Source organism: Azospirillum sp. A29 (assembly GCF_042604625.1).
GTDB classification, from domain to species: domain Bacteria; phylum Pseudomonadota; class Alphaproteobacteria; order Azospirillales; family Azospirillaceae; genus Azospirillum; species Azospirillum palustre.
Genome location: NZ_CP170466.1, coordinates 2,304,910 through 2,318,905 on the forward strand (window position 1 = coordinate 2,304,910; position 13,996 = coordinate 2,318,905).

The 13,996-nt window shown below is 68.3% G+C and carries 10 protein-coding genes; 6 read left to right on the forward strand and 4 right to left on the reverse strand.

What is annotated here, in order from left to right; all coding sequences use genetic code 11:
* Positions 1 to 122 precede the first annotated feature (122 nt).
* Positions 123 to 1,061 carry a transcriptional regulator GcvA gene (gene gcvA, locus ABNQ38_RS25925; protein ID WP_377808730.1) on the forward strand — a complete coding sequence of 313 codons (939 nt, stop codon included), beginning with the start codon at positions 123 to 125 and terminating at the stop codon, positions 1,059 to 1,061.
* Here the strand turns inward: gcvA and ABNQ38_RS25930 are convergent.
* Positions 1,021 to 2,016 carry an L-threonylcarbamoyladenylate synthase gene (locus ABNQ38_RS25930; protein ID WP_377808731.1) on the reverse strand — a complete coding sequence of 332 codons (996 nt, stop codon included), beginning with the start codon at positions 2,014 to 2,016 and terminating at the stop codon, positions 1,021 to 1,023. The genes gcvA and ABNQ38_RS25930 overlap by 41 nt on opposite strands.
* A gap of 114 nt (positions 2,017 to 2,130) precedes the next feature.
* Here ABNQ38_RS25930 and parA point away from each other — a divergent pair, with 114 nt between their 5' ends.
* On the forward strand, positions 2,131 to 2,775 hold the full coding sequence (gene parA / locus ABNQ38_RS25935) for a ParA family partition ATPase (protein ID WP_377808732.1): 645 nt from the start codon (positions 2,131 to 2,133) through the stop codon (positions 2,773 to 2,775).
* Positions 2,776 to 2,824: 49 nt separating this feature from the next.
* Here parA and bfr (ABNQ38_RS25940) read toward each other — a convergent pair whose 3' ends face one another.
* Together bfr (ABNQ38_RS25940) and bfr (ABNQ38_RS25945) are read right to left on the reverse strand one after the other, a co-directional pair.
* Positions 2,825 to 3,304, reverse strand: a complete 480-nt coding sequence (bfr, locus tag ABNQ38_RS25940) for a bacterioferritin (protein WP_377808733.1) — start codon at positions 3,302 to 3,304, stop codon at positions 2,825 to 2,827.
* A gap of 14 nt (positions 3,305 to 3,318) precedes the next feature.
* Positions 3,319 to 3,801 carry a bacterioferritin gene (gene bfr / locus ABNQ38_RS25945; RefSeq protein ID WP_109445571.1) on the reverse strand — a complete coding sequence of 161 codons (483 nt, stop codon included), beginning with the start codon at positions 3,799 to 3,801 and terminating at the stop codon, positions 3,319 to 3,321.
* Between the two features lie 388 nt (positions 3,802 to 4,189).
* On the opposite strand from bfr (ABNQ38_RS25945), the gene tyrS reads away from it, so the two are divergent.
* The gene (gene tyrS, locus ABNQ38_RS25950) at positions 4,190 to 5,458 is read left to right on the forward strand and encodes a tyrosine--tRNA ligase (protein WP_377808734.1); all 1,269 of its coding nucleotides are present in this window, start codon (positions 4,190 to 4,192) and stop codon (positions 5,456 to 5,458) included.
* A gap of 51 nt (positions 5,459 to 5,509) precedes the next feature.
* Here the strand turns inward: tyrS and ABNQ38_RS25955 are convergent, their stop codons facing one another.
* Positions 5,510 to 9,256, reverse strand: a complete 3,747-nt coding sequence (locus tag ABNQ38_RS25955) for an AsmA-like C-terminal domain-containing protein (protein ID WP_377808735.1) — start codon at positions 9,254 to 9,256, stop codon at positions 5,510 to 5,512.
* A gap of 99 nt (positions 9,257 to 9,355) precedes the next feature.
* Between ABNQ38_RS25955 and ABNQ38_RS25960 the strand changes: the two genes are divergently transcribed.
* The 3 genes from ABNQ38_RS25960 (at position 9,356) to ABNQ38_RS25970 (ending at position 13,962) form a co-directional block, all read left to right on the forward strand.
* Positions 9,356 to 12,373: a bifunctional [glutamine synthetase] adenylyltransferase/[glutamine synthetase]-adenylyl-L-tyrosine phosphorylase gene (locus ABNQ38_RS25960; protein ID WP_377808736.1), complete on the forward strand. Its 3,018-nt coding sequence runs from the start codon at positions 9,356 to 9,358 to the stop codon at positions 12,371 to 12,373.
* A gap of 44 nt (positions 12,374 to 12,417) precedes the next feature.
* Positions 12,418 to 12,882 (forward strand): thioredoxin-dependent thiol peroxidase, encoded by a 465-nt coding sequence (gene bcp, locus ABNQ38_RS25965; protein ID WP_377808738.1) that lies wholly within the window; start codon positions 12,418 to 12,420, stop codon positions 12,880 to 12,882.
* A gap of 216 nt (positions 12,883 to 13,098) precedes the next feature.
* Complete coding sequence (locus ABNQ38_RS25970; RefSeq protein WP_098739165.1) at positions 13,099 to 13,962, forward strand: hypothetical protein; 864 nt, start codon at positions 13,099 to 13,101, stop codon at positions 13,960 to 13,962.
* Positions 13,963 to 13,996 lie beyond the last annotated feature (34 nt).

The following is a 13,996-nucleotide window of genomic DNA, read 5'->3' on the forward strand; positions in this document are numbered from 1 at the left end:
CCGCCATTGGCCGGCCTTTCCTGCCCAATCGAGCTGAGCCAAAATTAGCGTCCAGCCCCGATATGGTACAAACGAGCCTTTTTCCGCATGCAGTTGAGATTTTCTAAATCATGACGCCTTCTTTGCCCCCGCTTGCCGGTCTGCGCGCCTTCGAAGCGACCGCGCGCCACCTCAGTATGACGCTTGCCGCGCGGGAGCTGAACGTCACGCCCGGCGCGGTCAGTCTCCAGGTCAAGGAATTGGAAACGGCGCTCGGTTCGCGGCTGTTCGAACGCAAGCCGCGCAGCCTCGCCTTGACCGCCGAGGGGGCGGCCTATCATGCGGCCATCCGGACCGCCTTCCGCCTGATCCGGGACGCGACCGCCGAACTCACAGCAGGGCTTCGCAGACCGGAACTGACGCTGTCCTGCACCCCGGCCTTCGCCGTTCAATGGCTGGTTCCGCGTCTGCCGCGGTTCGAGGCGGCCGCGCCCGGGATCGATGTACGGATCGGGGTCACAAACCGGCTCGTCGATTTCGCCCAGGACCGTGTCGACGTCGCCGTGCGTCACGGGCTGGGCGCCTACGAAGGCCTATGTGCCGAGCGGTTGATCGACGACGAGCTGGTTCCGGTGTGCAGCCCCGACTATCTGCGCGCCGCCCCGCCGGTTCGGCATCCGGCCGATCTGGCAGCCGATCCGGCAGGGGGGCCAGCGGCTCACCGGCTTCTGCATGACGAGCACCGCGGGGACTGGGCGCTCTGGTTCCGAGCCTCCGGCGTGCCGGATGCGGGCGCGGATCGCGGACCGGTCTTCGCCGATGGCAACGGGGTGATGGAGGCTGCCAAGGCCGGATTGGGAATAGCGCTGGTCAGGGACCGTTTTGCCGCGGCCGATCTCGCGGCGGGGCGGCTTATCGTCCTGTTCGACCAGCGTCTTTCGAACGGCCTCGCCTATCACCTCGTCTATCCGGGCGGGGCGGAGGAAAAGCCGGCGGTGGCCGCTTTTCTCCGCTGGATCAGGGCGGAGGCCGGCGGCGCCGTTATCCCCGCGGCGCCGCCGCCCGGCGCAGGCGGTCGTTGATCGCCAGCCCCAAACCCACATCGGGAATCGGCATCACCGCGATGCGGCGGGCTCCGCTCTGGTCCAGGCTGCGCAGGTGGGAGAACAGGTTGGCCGCGGCCTCGTTGAGGTCGCCTTCCAGGCTCAGGTTCAGCCGCGTGGTGCCGCCGAAGACGAAGCGGTCGGGGCCGAAAGTCAGGAAGGCCTCGTCCTCTTCCGCCGACGACGCGTTCAGGCGCACCGCGGCGTTGGGGGCGTAGTGGCTTTCCAGCTGGCCCGGCGATTTCGGCGCGGTCGGATCGCCGGCCGACAGGCGGACCGGGCCGATCAGCCGCTCCATCTCGTCGGGCAGCACGGCGCCGGGGCGCAGAAGCGCCGCGTCCGGACCTGTCAGGTCGATGACGGTGGACTCCAGCCCGACCATGCATTTGCCGCCGGTGACGATGGCATCGACCCGGTCGCCCAGGCTTTCCAGCACATGATGGGGCGTGGTCGGGCTGACGGCGCCGGAGCGGTTGGCGCTGGGGGCGGCAATCGGCTTGCCGGCGGCGCGCAGGATCGCCTGGGCCACCGGGTGGTTGGGCACGCGGATGGCGATGCTGTCCAGCCCGGCGCTGACCAACAGCGACAGGGCGGAGTTGGCCGGGCGCGGCACGACCATGGTCAGCGGGCCGGGCCAGAACTGCGTAGCCAGATCGTGGGCGCGGTCGTCGAACAGGCCCCAGGAGTGGGCGGCGACCAGATCGGGGACGTGGACGATCAGCGGATTGAACTGCGGCCGGCCCTTGGCGGCGAAGATCGCGGCAACGGCGCGGTCGTCGGTGGCGTCGGCCCCCAGCCCATAGACCGTCTCGGTCGGGAAGGCGACCAGACGGCCGGCGCGCAGCAGTTCGGCCGCGCGATTGAGGCCGGTGGGGGTGGCCGGGATCAGCGCCGGGCGCTTCTCACCGGTATCGGGTGCGGAATGGTCGGTCACGGCGTCTTTCTAGCCCGTGCAGCACCGGTGTCAATTCGCGCGGTTGCACCGGTGCCATGCCCAAGGTTATGAGGGGGGTGCGCAATCAACCAACACAACATGATGGGTGCGGGCATGACGGGCAAGGTCTTCACCGTGGCGCAGCAGAAAGGCGGCGCCGGCAAGACCACGCTGGCGGCCCACCTCGCCATCGCCTGGGCGCAGCTCGGATACAAGGTCGCCACCGTGGACATCGACCCGCAGGGCAGCCTGACCCGTTGGCATTCCGTGCGGTCGGAGGCCACCGGCGGCCAGCCCGGCTTCACCCATGTGCAGATCACCGGCTGGCGCACCCAGGCGGAGGTGGAGAAGCTGGCCCGTGCCCACCACATCGTGGTGATCGACAGCCCGCCCCATGCCCAGACCGAAGCGCGCATCGCCGTCCGTGCCGCCACGCTGGTGGTGGCGCCGGTGCAGCCGAGCCCGATGGATCTGTGGGCGGTGCATCCGACCATCGATCTGGCGGCGCAGGAGAAGCGCCGGCTGTTGCTGGTTCTGAATCGGGTGCCGCCGCGCGCCCGCATCGCCGATGAACTGGTCGGCAAGGTGCATGAACTGGTCGCCCCGCCGGCGGTGGAACTGGCGACGGCGCAGGTCGGCAACCGCACCGCCTATGCCGGCACGCTGATGACCGGGTTTTCGGTGACGGAGGCCGCACGCAAGACCCAGGCGGCGGCCGAAATGCAGGCGCTGGCGGAAGAGATCTTGCAGCGGGCTTGAGGGGTGGGTTTGAGGGGGCGATCCTCGCAGAGTCCGCCCCCGCTCAACCTCAGTCCTTGAACTCGCCCATTGCCGACTGGATGTAGTTTGGCAGACCGATGTCGTCGATCAGGCTCAGCTGGGTTTCCAGATAGTCGATGCGCTCTTCCGACTCTTCCAGCAGTTCGGACAGCTCGTCGCGCGACACGTAATCGGCCTTCTCCTCGCACACGGCGATGGCGTGGGCGATGCGGTCGCGGGCCTCACGCTCGGCGCTGAGGTCGCTGGAGATAATCTCCGCCACGTCCTCACCGATATGAAGCTTGCCGAGGTCCTGAAGGTTGGGGATCGCCTCGATGAACAGAATGCGTTCGATGATCTCGTCCGCGCTCTTCATCACTTCGATGGAGGCGTGATACTCCCACTTGCCCAGAGCCTTGACGCCCCAGTTCTTCAACATGCGGGCGTGCAGGAAATACTGGTTGATCTGCGTCAGCTGGTCCTTCAGGACGATCTGAAGCTGGACGATGACGTCGCTGTTACCCTTCATGGTCCGTCCTCCGCTCAGGTGGGGAAGCCGCCCATGGCCGACTGCAGGTAATTCTGCAGGCCGAGCATGTCGATCAGGCCAAGCTGCTGTTCCAGCCAATGGGCGTGGTCTTCTTCGGTGTCGACCAGCAGTTCCAGCAGGATGCGGCGGGTGTCGTAATCCTTCACCTGCTCGCAATAGGCGATTGCCTCCTTGAGCGCGGCCACTACCTCATATTCGAGGGTCAGGTCGTTGCGCATCATCTCCGGCACGGTCTTGCCGATGTGAATCGGGTCGCGGCTGGCGACGTCGGGCGTGCCTTCCAGGAACAGGATGCGGCGGATCAGCTTGTCGGCATGCTCCAGCTCTTCGACCCGCTCGTGTGAGATGCGCTCGCTCAGCGCCTTGAGGCCCATGTCCTCCATGCTGCGGGCATGGGACAGATACTGGTCGGCCGCGCTCAGCTCACCGGTGAGCAGCTTGTTCAAACGGTCCAGGACCCCTTGATCGCCTTGCATGATGCGATACTCCGAAATAGACGATTTGTCGCACCTTGGCACAGCCGAAGGACTCGCACAATAAAAATCTCCATTTGAAACAATGATGTAGTTGATAGTCACTATCAATTGGGGTGGTGCGGCTTGCCCAAAATACAGTCAGGGCCGGACTCCTCTTTTGCGAATCAATGTCAATTGCGATAAGGGAGGATTTCCGCGGAATTCCCGGCCCGCGCCACCGGCTTTGACTTGCGGCGGTGCAGCGATGCTTGGGCGGGGGAGCAGGTCGGCCGGCATGCCGGTTCCAACCGCGGCAATCGGGGCCGCCGCATTGAGGCAGGGGCCGTTCCGTGCTAACAGACCGCGGGATTCCTTCGCCCTTCATTCCAACGACAGCCGGATTGCGGCCATGACGACGACCACCCCCTCGGCTCCCGCCTCGGAGTTCCTGCGTACCCTTCAGGATCGTGGGTTCATCCACCAGTGCACCGACTTCGCCACGCTGGACGAGCGTGCGACGAAGGGGCCGATCGTCGCCTATATCGGCTTCGACTGCACCGCTGACAGCCTGCATGTCGGCAGCCTGCTGCCGATCATGATGCTGCGCTGGTTGCAGAAGACCGGCCACAAGCCGATCGTCCTGATGGGCGGCGGCACCACCAAGATCGGCGACCCGTCGGGCAAGGACGAGGCGCGCCAGCTGCTGACCGACGAGGTCATCGCCAACAACATGGCGGGCATCAAGCGCATCTTCGGACGCTACCTGACCTTCGGGGACGGTCCGACCGATGCGGTGATGGCGAACAACGCCGACTGGCTGGACGAGCTGAAATACATCCCGCTGCTGCGCGACATCGGCCGTCATTTCACCATCAACCGGATGATGAGCTTCGAGTCGGTCAAGCTGCGCCTCGACCGCGAGCAGCCGCTGACCTTCCTGGAATTCAATTACATGATTCTCCAGGCCTACGATTTTGTGGAGTTGAAGCGCCGCTACGGCTGCACCTTGCAGATGGGCGGTTCGGACCAGTGGGGCAACATCATCAACGGCGTCGAACTCGGCCGCCGCACCGACGGCGCCGACCTGTTCGGCCTGACCACGCCGCTGCTGACCACCTCGTCGGGCGCCAAAATGGGCAAGACGGCGGCCGGTGCGGTCTGGCTGACCGCCGACAAACTCAGCAGCTACGATTTCTGGCAATATTGGCGCAACACCGAGGATGCCGACGTCGGCCGCTTCCTGCGCCTCTACACCGAACTGCCGCTGGACGAGGTCGCCCGGCTGGAGAGCCTGCAGGGTGCCGAGATCAACGAGGCCAAGAAGATCCTCGCCAACGAGGTGACCAAGCTCGCCCATGGCGAGGAGGCTGCGCTCGAGGCCGCCGAGACCGCGCGCCGCGCCTTCGAGGAAGGTGCCGCGGCCGAGGGTCTGCCCAGCATCGAAGTCGCCCGCGCCGATCTGGAAGCCGGCCTGCCGGTGGTGGATTTGCTTGTGGCGGCCGGGCTGGCCGCCTCGAAAGGCGAGGCGCGCCGCCTGATCAAGGGCGGCGGGGCCAAGCTGAACGACGGGCCGATTGCCGACGAGATGGCGAAGGCGACCGCGGCGGATCTGAACGCCGACGGGGTGGTGAAGCTCAGCGCCGGCAAGAAGCGCCACGCGCTGGTGAAGGTGGGCTGAAGGCTTTGCAGGAGAAGAGCGCCGGCAGGCAATTGCCGGCGCCCCTCCCCTTCACCGTGTATGAGCCTCCGGCGGCGCCTTCGTGTCCGGTGTCGGGGTGCCGTCGCCGCCCAGGAAGAACAGGTTGCGCAGGAAGCCCGGCGCCAGCACCGCCAGCGGGTTCACCGACACGTCCGGGTCGGACAGCGGGCCCTGGACATGCCAGGTGGCGGAGAAGATGCCCTGGCCCTCGCCGCCGCTCAGCACGTCGCCCAGCAGCGGGATCTGGCCGATCAGGCGGTTCAGGCCATAGACCGGGACGATGGTGCCCTGGAGATTGGCGGTTTCCGTCTCCAGGTCGATCTGGCCCTCCAGCGTCAGCCCGAGCGCCGAGCCGGAGGTGCGCAGGTCTTTCAGGGTCAGGAGACGACCCTCCTTGCGGAAATCCGCTGACATGCGGCCGAAATTGACGCCCTTGCCGCCGCCCAGCAACTCGGCGAAGCCGGACGGCGAGATGGCATTCAGGATGCGCGCCAGGGCCGGCACGTCGATCAGGGTGTAGTCGCGGATTTCCGCCTTGCCGACGATGGCGGCATCGGCCCGCGGTTCGGCCGACCGGCCGATCAGGGTCAGCCGTCCGCCGCGCATGCGGTCGTTCAGATCCATCGCCTGCAGGGCCGATCCCAGATCTTCGGCATTGATCGCGAGGTCGTAGGCACCCTGTGGACCCGGCCGCCATTTCAGCGACACGCCGCCGCCTTCGCTGCGGCCGGTGAGGTCCAGCAGGGTCCAGGCGCTGGCGTCCCGTTTCATGGATCCCGCGACCTGCCGCAGCCGCCGGTTGTCGCCGAACACCACCGAGTCGAACTTGATGGCAATGTCCAGTGGGGTCTTGCGGCCGTCGTCGGTGGGTGACGGCGGCTTTTTCGGCGGCGGCGTGACCGCGCCCTCGCCGGACGGCGTCTTGCCGGTCAGGCCGCGGGCGTCCAGGCTGGTGCCGGTGATGGTCCCGGCATAGCCGCCGGATGATGGGCCTCCAGCTGGCCCGCCGGGCTTCAGCGGAGGCAGCACGGTCAGGTCGGCGCGCAGATCGGTCTGGCCCAGCTTGAAGCTGGGAGTCTGCACCCGCGCCACCCGCTTGCCGCCGTCGGCCAGCTCCAGATTGGTGACGGCCTTCAGCCCGCCGGCATCGACGGTCAGGTTGCTGATCCGGGTCGGGCGGTCCTTGTCGAACTCCAGCGTCAGCTTGCCGGTGCCGGGCTTGCCGGCGGGCTTGGCCCAGCCCAGCTCCTCGATCGACAGCCGGGTCTTCTCCAGGTTCAGGGTGCCGGTCAGCAGCAGCTTGTGCTTGCGGTCCACCGTGAACAGGATGTCGGCGCCGAACGGGCCCTGCACCCGGTCTTCCAGATCGATGCCGTGGGCGCGCAGATCGTCGGCGGTGGCGTCGCCCTTCACCGCGATGCGGGTGCGCGGGCCCTTGGCCGCGCTGTCGAAGGATTCGTTCCAGTCGATGGCGACCGGAATGCCGTCCAGCTTGGTGGTACCCTTGATCTGCATCGCCTTGAGGTCGAGCGCCAGCGACAGCTCTCCGTCGGTGGCGTTCATCCCGGCCGCCACCTTCTCCACCGCCACCTTGCGCAGCTTGCCCGTCACGTCGAGGTCGAGCTGCTCCACCTTCAGGTCGGCCAGCAGCGGAAAGGCGAAATGCAGCTTCGCCTCGGCCGTGCCCTGGGTGCGCGCCGGGTCCATTTCCAGCTTGGTGGGATAGCCCAGCGGCGGCATGTCGATCAGGGTCAGGATCGAGCGCACCGGCCCCTGCACCGGCAGGCGGATGTCCATCGTTTCCTTGCCGATGTCCAGCCCGCCGATCACCACCTTGCCGTCGCCGACCTCGATGTCGCCCGATTTCGCATCGGCGATCCGGCCGCCCTTGGTCAGGACGGTGAAAGTCTTGCCGTCGGTCGTCGCCTCCACGCTGGCACCGGTGACCGGCGTCAGGTTGTGGAAATAGCGGACGCTGATGTCCTCGCCGGCGATGGTGGCGAGGAAGCGCGTCTGCTCGGGCGGCTCTCCCGACGGCTTCCCTTGCCCGTCGAGCGGCACGGACAGCGCCGCCTCCGCCCGCGCCTGCGTCACCGTTCCGTGCGACAGGTTGCGGGTCACCCACTCGCGCGCATTGGGGCCGGCAATCTTCGGCCAATAGCGGCGAAGCTCGTCCAGCGCCACGCCGCTGGCCGCCGCCTGCGTCTCCACAGCCATGCGGTTGCCCTCGCGCCGGGCGGTGGCGGTGGCCTCCACCCGCGGCTGCGGTCCGCCGGCCTCGCCCAGCACGGCCTCGAACCCGTCCAGGTCGATACGGTCGCGGTCGCCATGCAGGCGCAGCCGGGCCCTGTCCACCGGCACCGGCCCTTCGAACAGGTCGGGCCGCAGCAGCCGGCCGCGGTCGGCAACGATGTCGGCCTTGCCGGCGGTCGGCTGGAACGACGGATCGAAGGCCACCTCCACCATGCCCGACAGCGGCAACTCCGCTGCCTTCAGCGGCGCCAGCGCTGGGGCGAGATCGGCGAAAGCGGCGGGGACGAAGCCGGTCAGCCGCGCGGTCGCCCGGCCGTCCTTGTCCAATCCCTGCTGTCCCGATACCTCCAGCCCGGCGGTGCGCCCACCGGCGGTCAGCGACAGGCGGGCCTGGAGGTCGCGGCCGCGGTCGGTTTCGGTCAACTGGCCCTGGGCGCTCAGCGCCAGCGGTTCGCCGCCGTCCGGCGATCCTGCCTTCAGCGACAAATCCTCGACCCGCAAGCGCCGGCCTGGAACGTCCAGCTTGCCGCGCAAGGCAAGGCTCTGCACGGCGACCGGCTCCGGCCGCAGCGCGGGCAGGGCGACGATGCCGGCGCCACCGCGCAGGTTCAGGTCGACCGCCAGGGGCTCGAAGCGGCGGTCGAGCCGCGCCGTGACGGTGCCGGACACCGGCAGCTTCACCGCCGCCAGCGGCGCCAGGGCCGGTCCGAACTCCGCCACTGCCGCCGGCTCCAGCCCGTCGACGGACATGGTCAGGTCGCTGGTGGTGTCGGCGATGTTGTAGCGGCCGGCGGCGGAGACGGTCACGGCGCGCTGGGGGATCGTTCCGCCGGCATTGCCGAGGTCGAGCGTCACGCGGGCACGGCCCTGCGCGCCCTCGGCATCGCGGGTCAGCACCATGTCGGCGCGGGTGGCGTGCCAGGCCAGATCGAGCATGCGGTTCTCGACCCGCAGGTCGGCTCCCGTCACCGACAGCCGGCGCAGCAGTCCCAGCGGCCGGTCGATGTCGGGCGGCTGGCGCAGGCTTTCCAGAGCCTCGTCGATCAAATCGGGGCCGCCGTCCTCGGCCTTGCGCGTGGCCTGCGCATCCGACCGCACGTCGAAGGCGAGGCTGCCGTCGGCCCGGCGCAGCACCGACAGGCGCGGCCGGACCAGATCGAGGCGCGTCGGCGACAGGGTGCCGCGGAACAGCGCCGGGATGGAAAAGCCGATGCCCATCTCCGGCACCGCGGCCAGTTCCGTCCCGTCGGCATTCAGCGCCTGCACCCGCCGGGCGCGCAGGTCGAGACGGCGGCCGGCACCCTCAAGCCCGTCCTCCTCCTCCAGCGACAGCACCAGCTCGCCGATGTCGACGTGGAAACGGCCGTCGCGGTCGCTCAGCGCCTGTTCGACATAGGGAATCAGCGGGTCGAGCGCGACCGGCCCCTGCGCCAGGCGCCAGGCGAACAGCCCGCCGGCTGCCAGCGCCACGGCGCTGATCCCGGTCAGCGTCAGGCCGATCATCTTCGCGGTACGCCGGATCATCGGGCACCGTGAGGAAGAGACAGAGAATCGGCCCGATTGACCTTCCCGTCCGAGACGTGCAGCTTTCTGCACATGTTTTGAGCAGGAAAGACCGCCGTCATGCCGAGTCCCATCGCGTTCTCAAGCCCCTTGCCGAAGCCCTTCGACAGCGCGCAGGCGGCGCTGGGGATGGAGCGCTGGCGCCAGCAGGCCGCCGCGGCGGAACCGGAGACACGCGCCTGGGCGGAAGCCTTCGCCGATTCGAAGACTGGCCGGGCGCTGATCGAGGCGGTGTGCGGCAACAGCCCGTATCTCGGCCACAGCCTGACGCGGGAGTTGCCCTTCGTCGCCCGTACAATGCAGGACGGCTTCGACGACAGCTTCGCCGCGCTGATCGCCGCCCTCCATGCCGGGCATGACGAGGAAAAGTCGATGGACCGGCTGATGGCGGGCCTGCGGGTGGCGAAACGGCGGGCGGCACTGCTGATCGCGCTGGCCGACATCGCCGGCGCGTGGCCGCTGTTCCGCGTCACCGGCGCCCTGTCGGAGCTGGCGGAGACGGGGGTCCAGCTGGCCGCAAATTTCCTGCTGCGCCGCGCCGGGGAGGCGGGGACGCTGACGCTGCCGGATCCGCAGCGACCGTGGGTCGGTTCGGGCCTGATCGTTTTGGGCATGGGTAAGCTTGGCGGGCGCGAACTCAACTATTCCAGCGACATCGACCTGATCGTCCTGTACGACGACGCTGTTGTGCAGACGCCCCAGCCGGACAACCTCGCGCGAACCTTCATCAGGCTCGCACGCGATCTTGTCCGCATTATGGATGAACGGACCAAGGACGGCTACGTCTTCCGCACCGACCTTCGGCTTAGGCCGGATCCCGGCGCGACGCCGTTGGCGGTTTCCGTCTCCGCGGCCGAAATTTATTACGGCAGCGTCGGCCAGAACTGGGAACGCGCGGCGATGATCAAGGCCCGTCCCATCGCCGGCGATCCCGAGGCAGGCGCTTCCTTCCTCCGCTTCCTGGAGCCGTTCGTCTGGCGCCGAAACCTGGATTTCGCCGCCATCCAGGACATCCACTCGATCAAGCGCCAGATCAACGCCCACAAGGGCCACCGCGAGGTGACGGTCAACGGCCACGACATCAAGGTCGGCCGCGGCGGCATCCGCGAGATCGAGTTCTTCGCCCAGACCCAGCAGCTGATCTTCGGCGGGCGCGACCCGCGCGTGCGCATCGCTCCGACCCTGATGGCGAACGAAGCGCTGCGCGATGTCGGCCGCGTGCCGCCGCAGACGGTGGAGGAGCTTGCCGGGGCCTATCATTTCCTGCGCCGTGTCGAACATCGCATCCAGATGATCGACGACCAGCAGACCCACCGTATTCCCGCCGACGATGCCGGGGTGGCGCATCTGGCCACCTTCCTCGGCTATGACGACCCCGCCGCCTTCCGGGCGGAGCTGCTGGCGACGCTGGGGCAGGTCGAGGACCGCTATGCCGAGCTGTTCGAGGAGGCGCCGTCGCTCTCCGGTCCCGGCAATCTGGTCTTCACCGGCACCGACCCCGATCCCGGCACGGTGGAGACGTTGACGGGCATGGGCTTCGCCGACCCGGCCCGCGTCATCAGCGTGGTGTCGGTCTGGCATCGCGGCCGCTACCGTGCCACCCGGTCCGGCCGGGCGCGCGAACTGCTGACGGAGCTGACGCCGGCCCTGCTGAGTGCGCTGACCAAGACCCCGGCCCCCGATTCGGCGCTGATGAACTTCGACGATTTCCTCGGCAAGCTGCCGGCCGGCGTCGGTCTGTTCTCCCTGTTCGTCGCCAATCCCTGGCTGCTGGAGCTGGTGGCGGAGATCATGGGCATCGCGCCGCAGATGGCGCAGACCCTGTCGCGCAACCCGTCGCTGCTCGACGCCGTGCTGTCGCCGGATTTCTTCGACCCGCTGCCGGGCAAGGAGGACGGGCTGGCCGACGACCATGCCCGCGTGATGGCGCCGGCCCGCGATTTCGAGGATGCGCTGACCCTGTCGCGGCGTTGGACCAACGACCAGCGCTTCCGCGCCGGGGTGCATATCCTGCGCGGCATCACCGATGGCGACCGCTGCGGCGCCTTCCTGGCCGATCTGGCCGACATCGTCGTCCCCGATCTGGCCCGCCGGGTGGAGGAGGAGTTCGCCCAGCGCCATGGCCGCATTCCCGGCGGCGCCTGGGTGGTGGTGGCGATGGGCAAGCTGGGCAGCCGGCAGCTGACCATCACGTCCGACATCGACCTGATCGTCATCTACGACGTGGCGCCGGGGCAAGGGGGCGGTGGGGGCCCCCGTCTTTCGGATGGTGCCAAGCCGCTGTCGCCCAACGAGTATTACATCAAGCTGACCCAGCGTCTGACCAACGCCATCACCGCACCGATGGGCGATGGCCGGCTTTACGAGGTCGACATGCGGCTGCGCCCGTCGGGCAATGCCGGTCCGCTCGCCACCTCGCTGGACGCCTTCCTGAAATATCAGACGACCGATGCCTGGACCTGGGAGCATATGGCCCTGACCCGCGCCCGGGTGATCGGCGGCGATGCGGAGCTGGCCGGGCGGGTGTCGGCGGCGATCCGCTCGGTGCTGACGGCGCCGCGCGATGCCGACCGGCTGCTGTGGGACGTGGCCGACATGCGGCGGCGGATCGAGAAGGAGTTCGGGACGACCAATGTCTGGAACGTCAAGTACGCCCGCGGCGGCCTGATCGACATCGAGTTCATCGCCCAGTACCTGCAACTGCGCCATGGTCACGAGCGGCCGGACATCCTGCACATCGGCACCGCCAAGGCGCTGGGCTGCGCCGCCCGGACGGGCGCGCTGGCGCCGGAGGTGGCGGAGGATCTTGAGACGACGCTGCGGCTGTGGCGGCGGGTGCAGGGCTTCCTGCGGCTGACCACCGCCGGGGTGCTCGACCCCAATCAGGTGTCGCCCAGCCTGCTGGCCGGGCTGGTCCGCGCCGCCTTTCCTGACGAGCGTGAGCCTGGCGCTGTTGACTTCCCCGAACTGGACCACAGAATCCGTGCCGTCGCCGCCCGCGCCCATGGTCACTTCAAGGCCCTGGTCGAGGAGCCGGCGGGCCGTCTGGCCCCACCCGCCACCACGCCTCCGGCCTGAGAACCCGTTTCCCGGCCGGCAAGAAGAAGGATAGTCAAGCAGCCATGACCGTAGACGTCGGAACGCCCGCCCCGGATTTCACCATGCCGACCGATGGCGGGGGCAGCGTCACGCTGTCGGCCCTGCGCGGCAAGCCGGTGGTTCTGTATTTCTACCCGAAGGACGACACGTCGGGCTGCACCTCGGAGGCCTGCGGCTTCCGTGACCAATTGCCCGACTTTTCCACCGTCGATGCGGTGGTGATCGGCGTGTCCAAGGACAGCGTCGCCAGCCATGACAAGTTCAAGGCGAAGCATGAGCTGACCTTCACGCTGGCGTCGGACACCGACGGCGCCGTATGCGAGGCCTATGGCACCTGGGTCGAGAAGAGCATGTATGGCCGGAAGTACATGGGCATCGACCGCGCCACCTTCCTGATCGACAAGGACGGGGTGGTGCGCAACGTCTGGCGCAAGGTGAAGGTCACCGGCCATGTCGCGGCGGTTCTGAAGGCCGTGCAGGCGCTCTAACCTTAAGCGGGAGGGCGGGGCGCCTTTTTCTCCCGGTGTGTACCGTAGGGGAAGCCGCTCCGCCGGCCCGGCTATTCCTCCGGCGTGTGGGCGTACGCCACAAGGGTATTTTTAGAATCGCCCCAAACCTGCCTACACTTCGTGCATTCCGGCACCAGAGGCCGCGCAACCCACCGCGGTTTTGGTCCTTCGGCTGCCCCCAGGGATGCACACGCCATGAACGTTGCGAACATTGCCCGGCGCCTCGTCGCCGGAGAGCTTCACTATGCGCTGGGCCGGTTCGAGTCGGTCCGGCGCGGCTACAGTGCCCTGCGCCGCCTGTCCCCCCGGTCGCGCCAGCGGGCGCCGGCCGGACCGCCCATCGCCCTGCCTCCGCTGCCGGCCACCCTGTTCGCTGGCCAGACGGTGGAGCGTGCGCTGGGCGACCTGCGTCGCGACTCGATCGCGTTCGGATTCGACCTGCCCTGGTCGATGGTCGAGGAGATGGTGGAGTTCGCCACCCACTCCCCCCTGCAGCGGCGGCTGCGCGACGACCGCATGTTCTATCGCCACGACGTCCGCAAGGGCCGGCTGGAGGATGGATCCCCCGCGGTGATGGGCATCGTCCCCGATCCGCTGGACTGCCCGGCGGTGCGCCGGGTCTGCCGCGATCCGCTGCTGATGGAGTGTGCCGGCAAGTTCCTGGGCTTCCCCGCTACCAAGATCATCCCGCGCCTGTTCTGGAGCTTCGTCACCGACGCCACCGACGACGAGCGCCGCCAGCTGGGCCAGACCATCGACTGGCACTTCGACGTCCACGACTTCCATTTCTGTTCGGCGCAGTTCTACCTGACCGATGTCGGGCCGGGCGCCGGGGAGCATGCGCTGGTCCGCGGCAGCCATCACGGCAAGTCGCTGCGCATGCTGATGGGGTCCGCCAACGTCCGCGACGAGCAGCTGTTCACCCACTTCGACCGCGACCGCATCCTGGTGGTGGAAGGGCCGGCCGGCACCGGCTTCCTGGAGGACACCTCCTGCTACCACCGGGCCACTCCGCCGGCCAGCCGCGAGCGGCTGATGCTGCAGCTCTGGCTCAGCTGAGCTAGACTGCCCCGCATCGCCACAAGGGATGCGG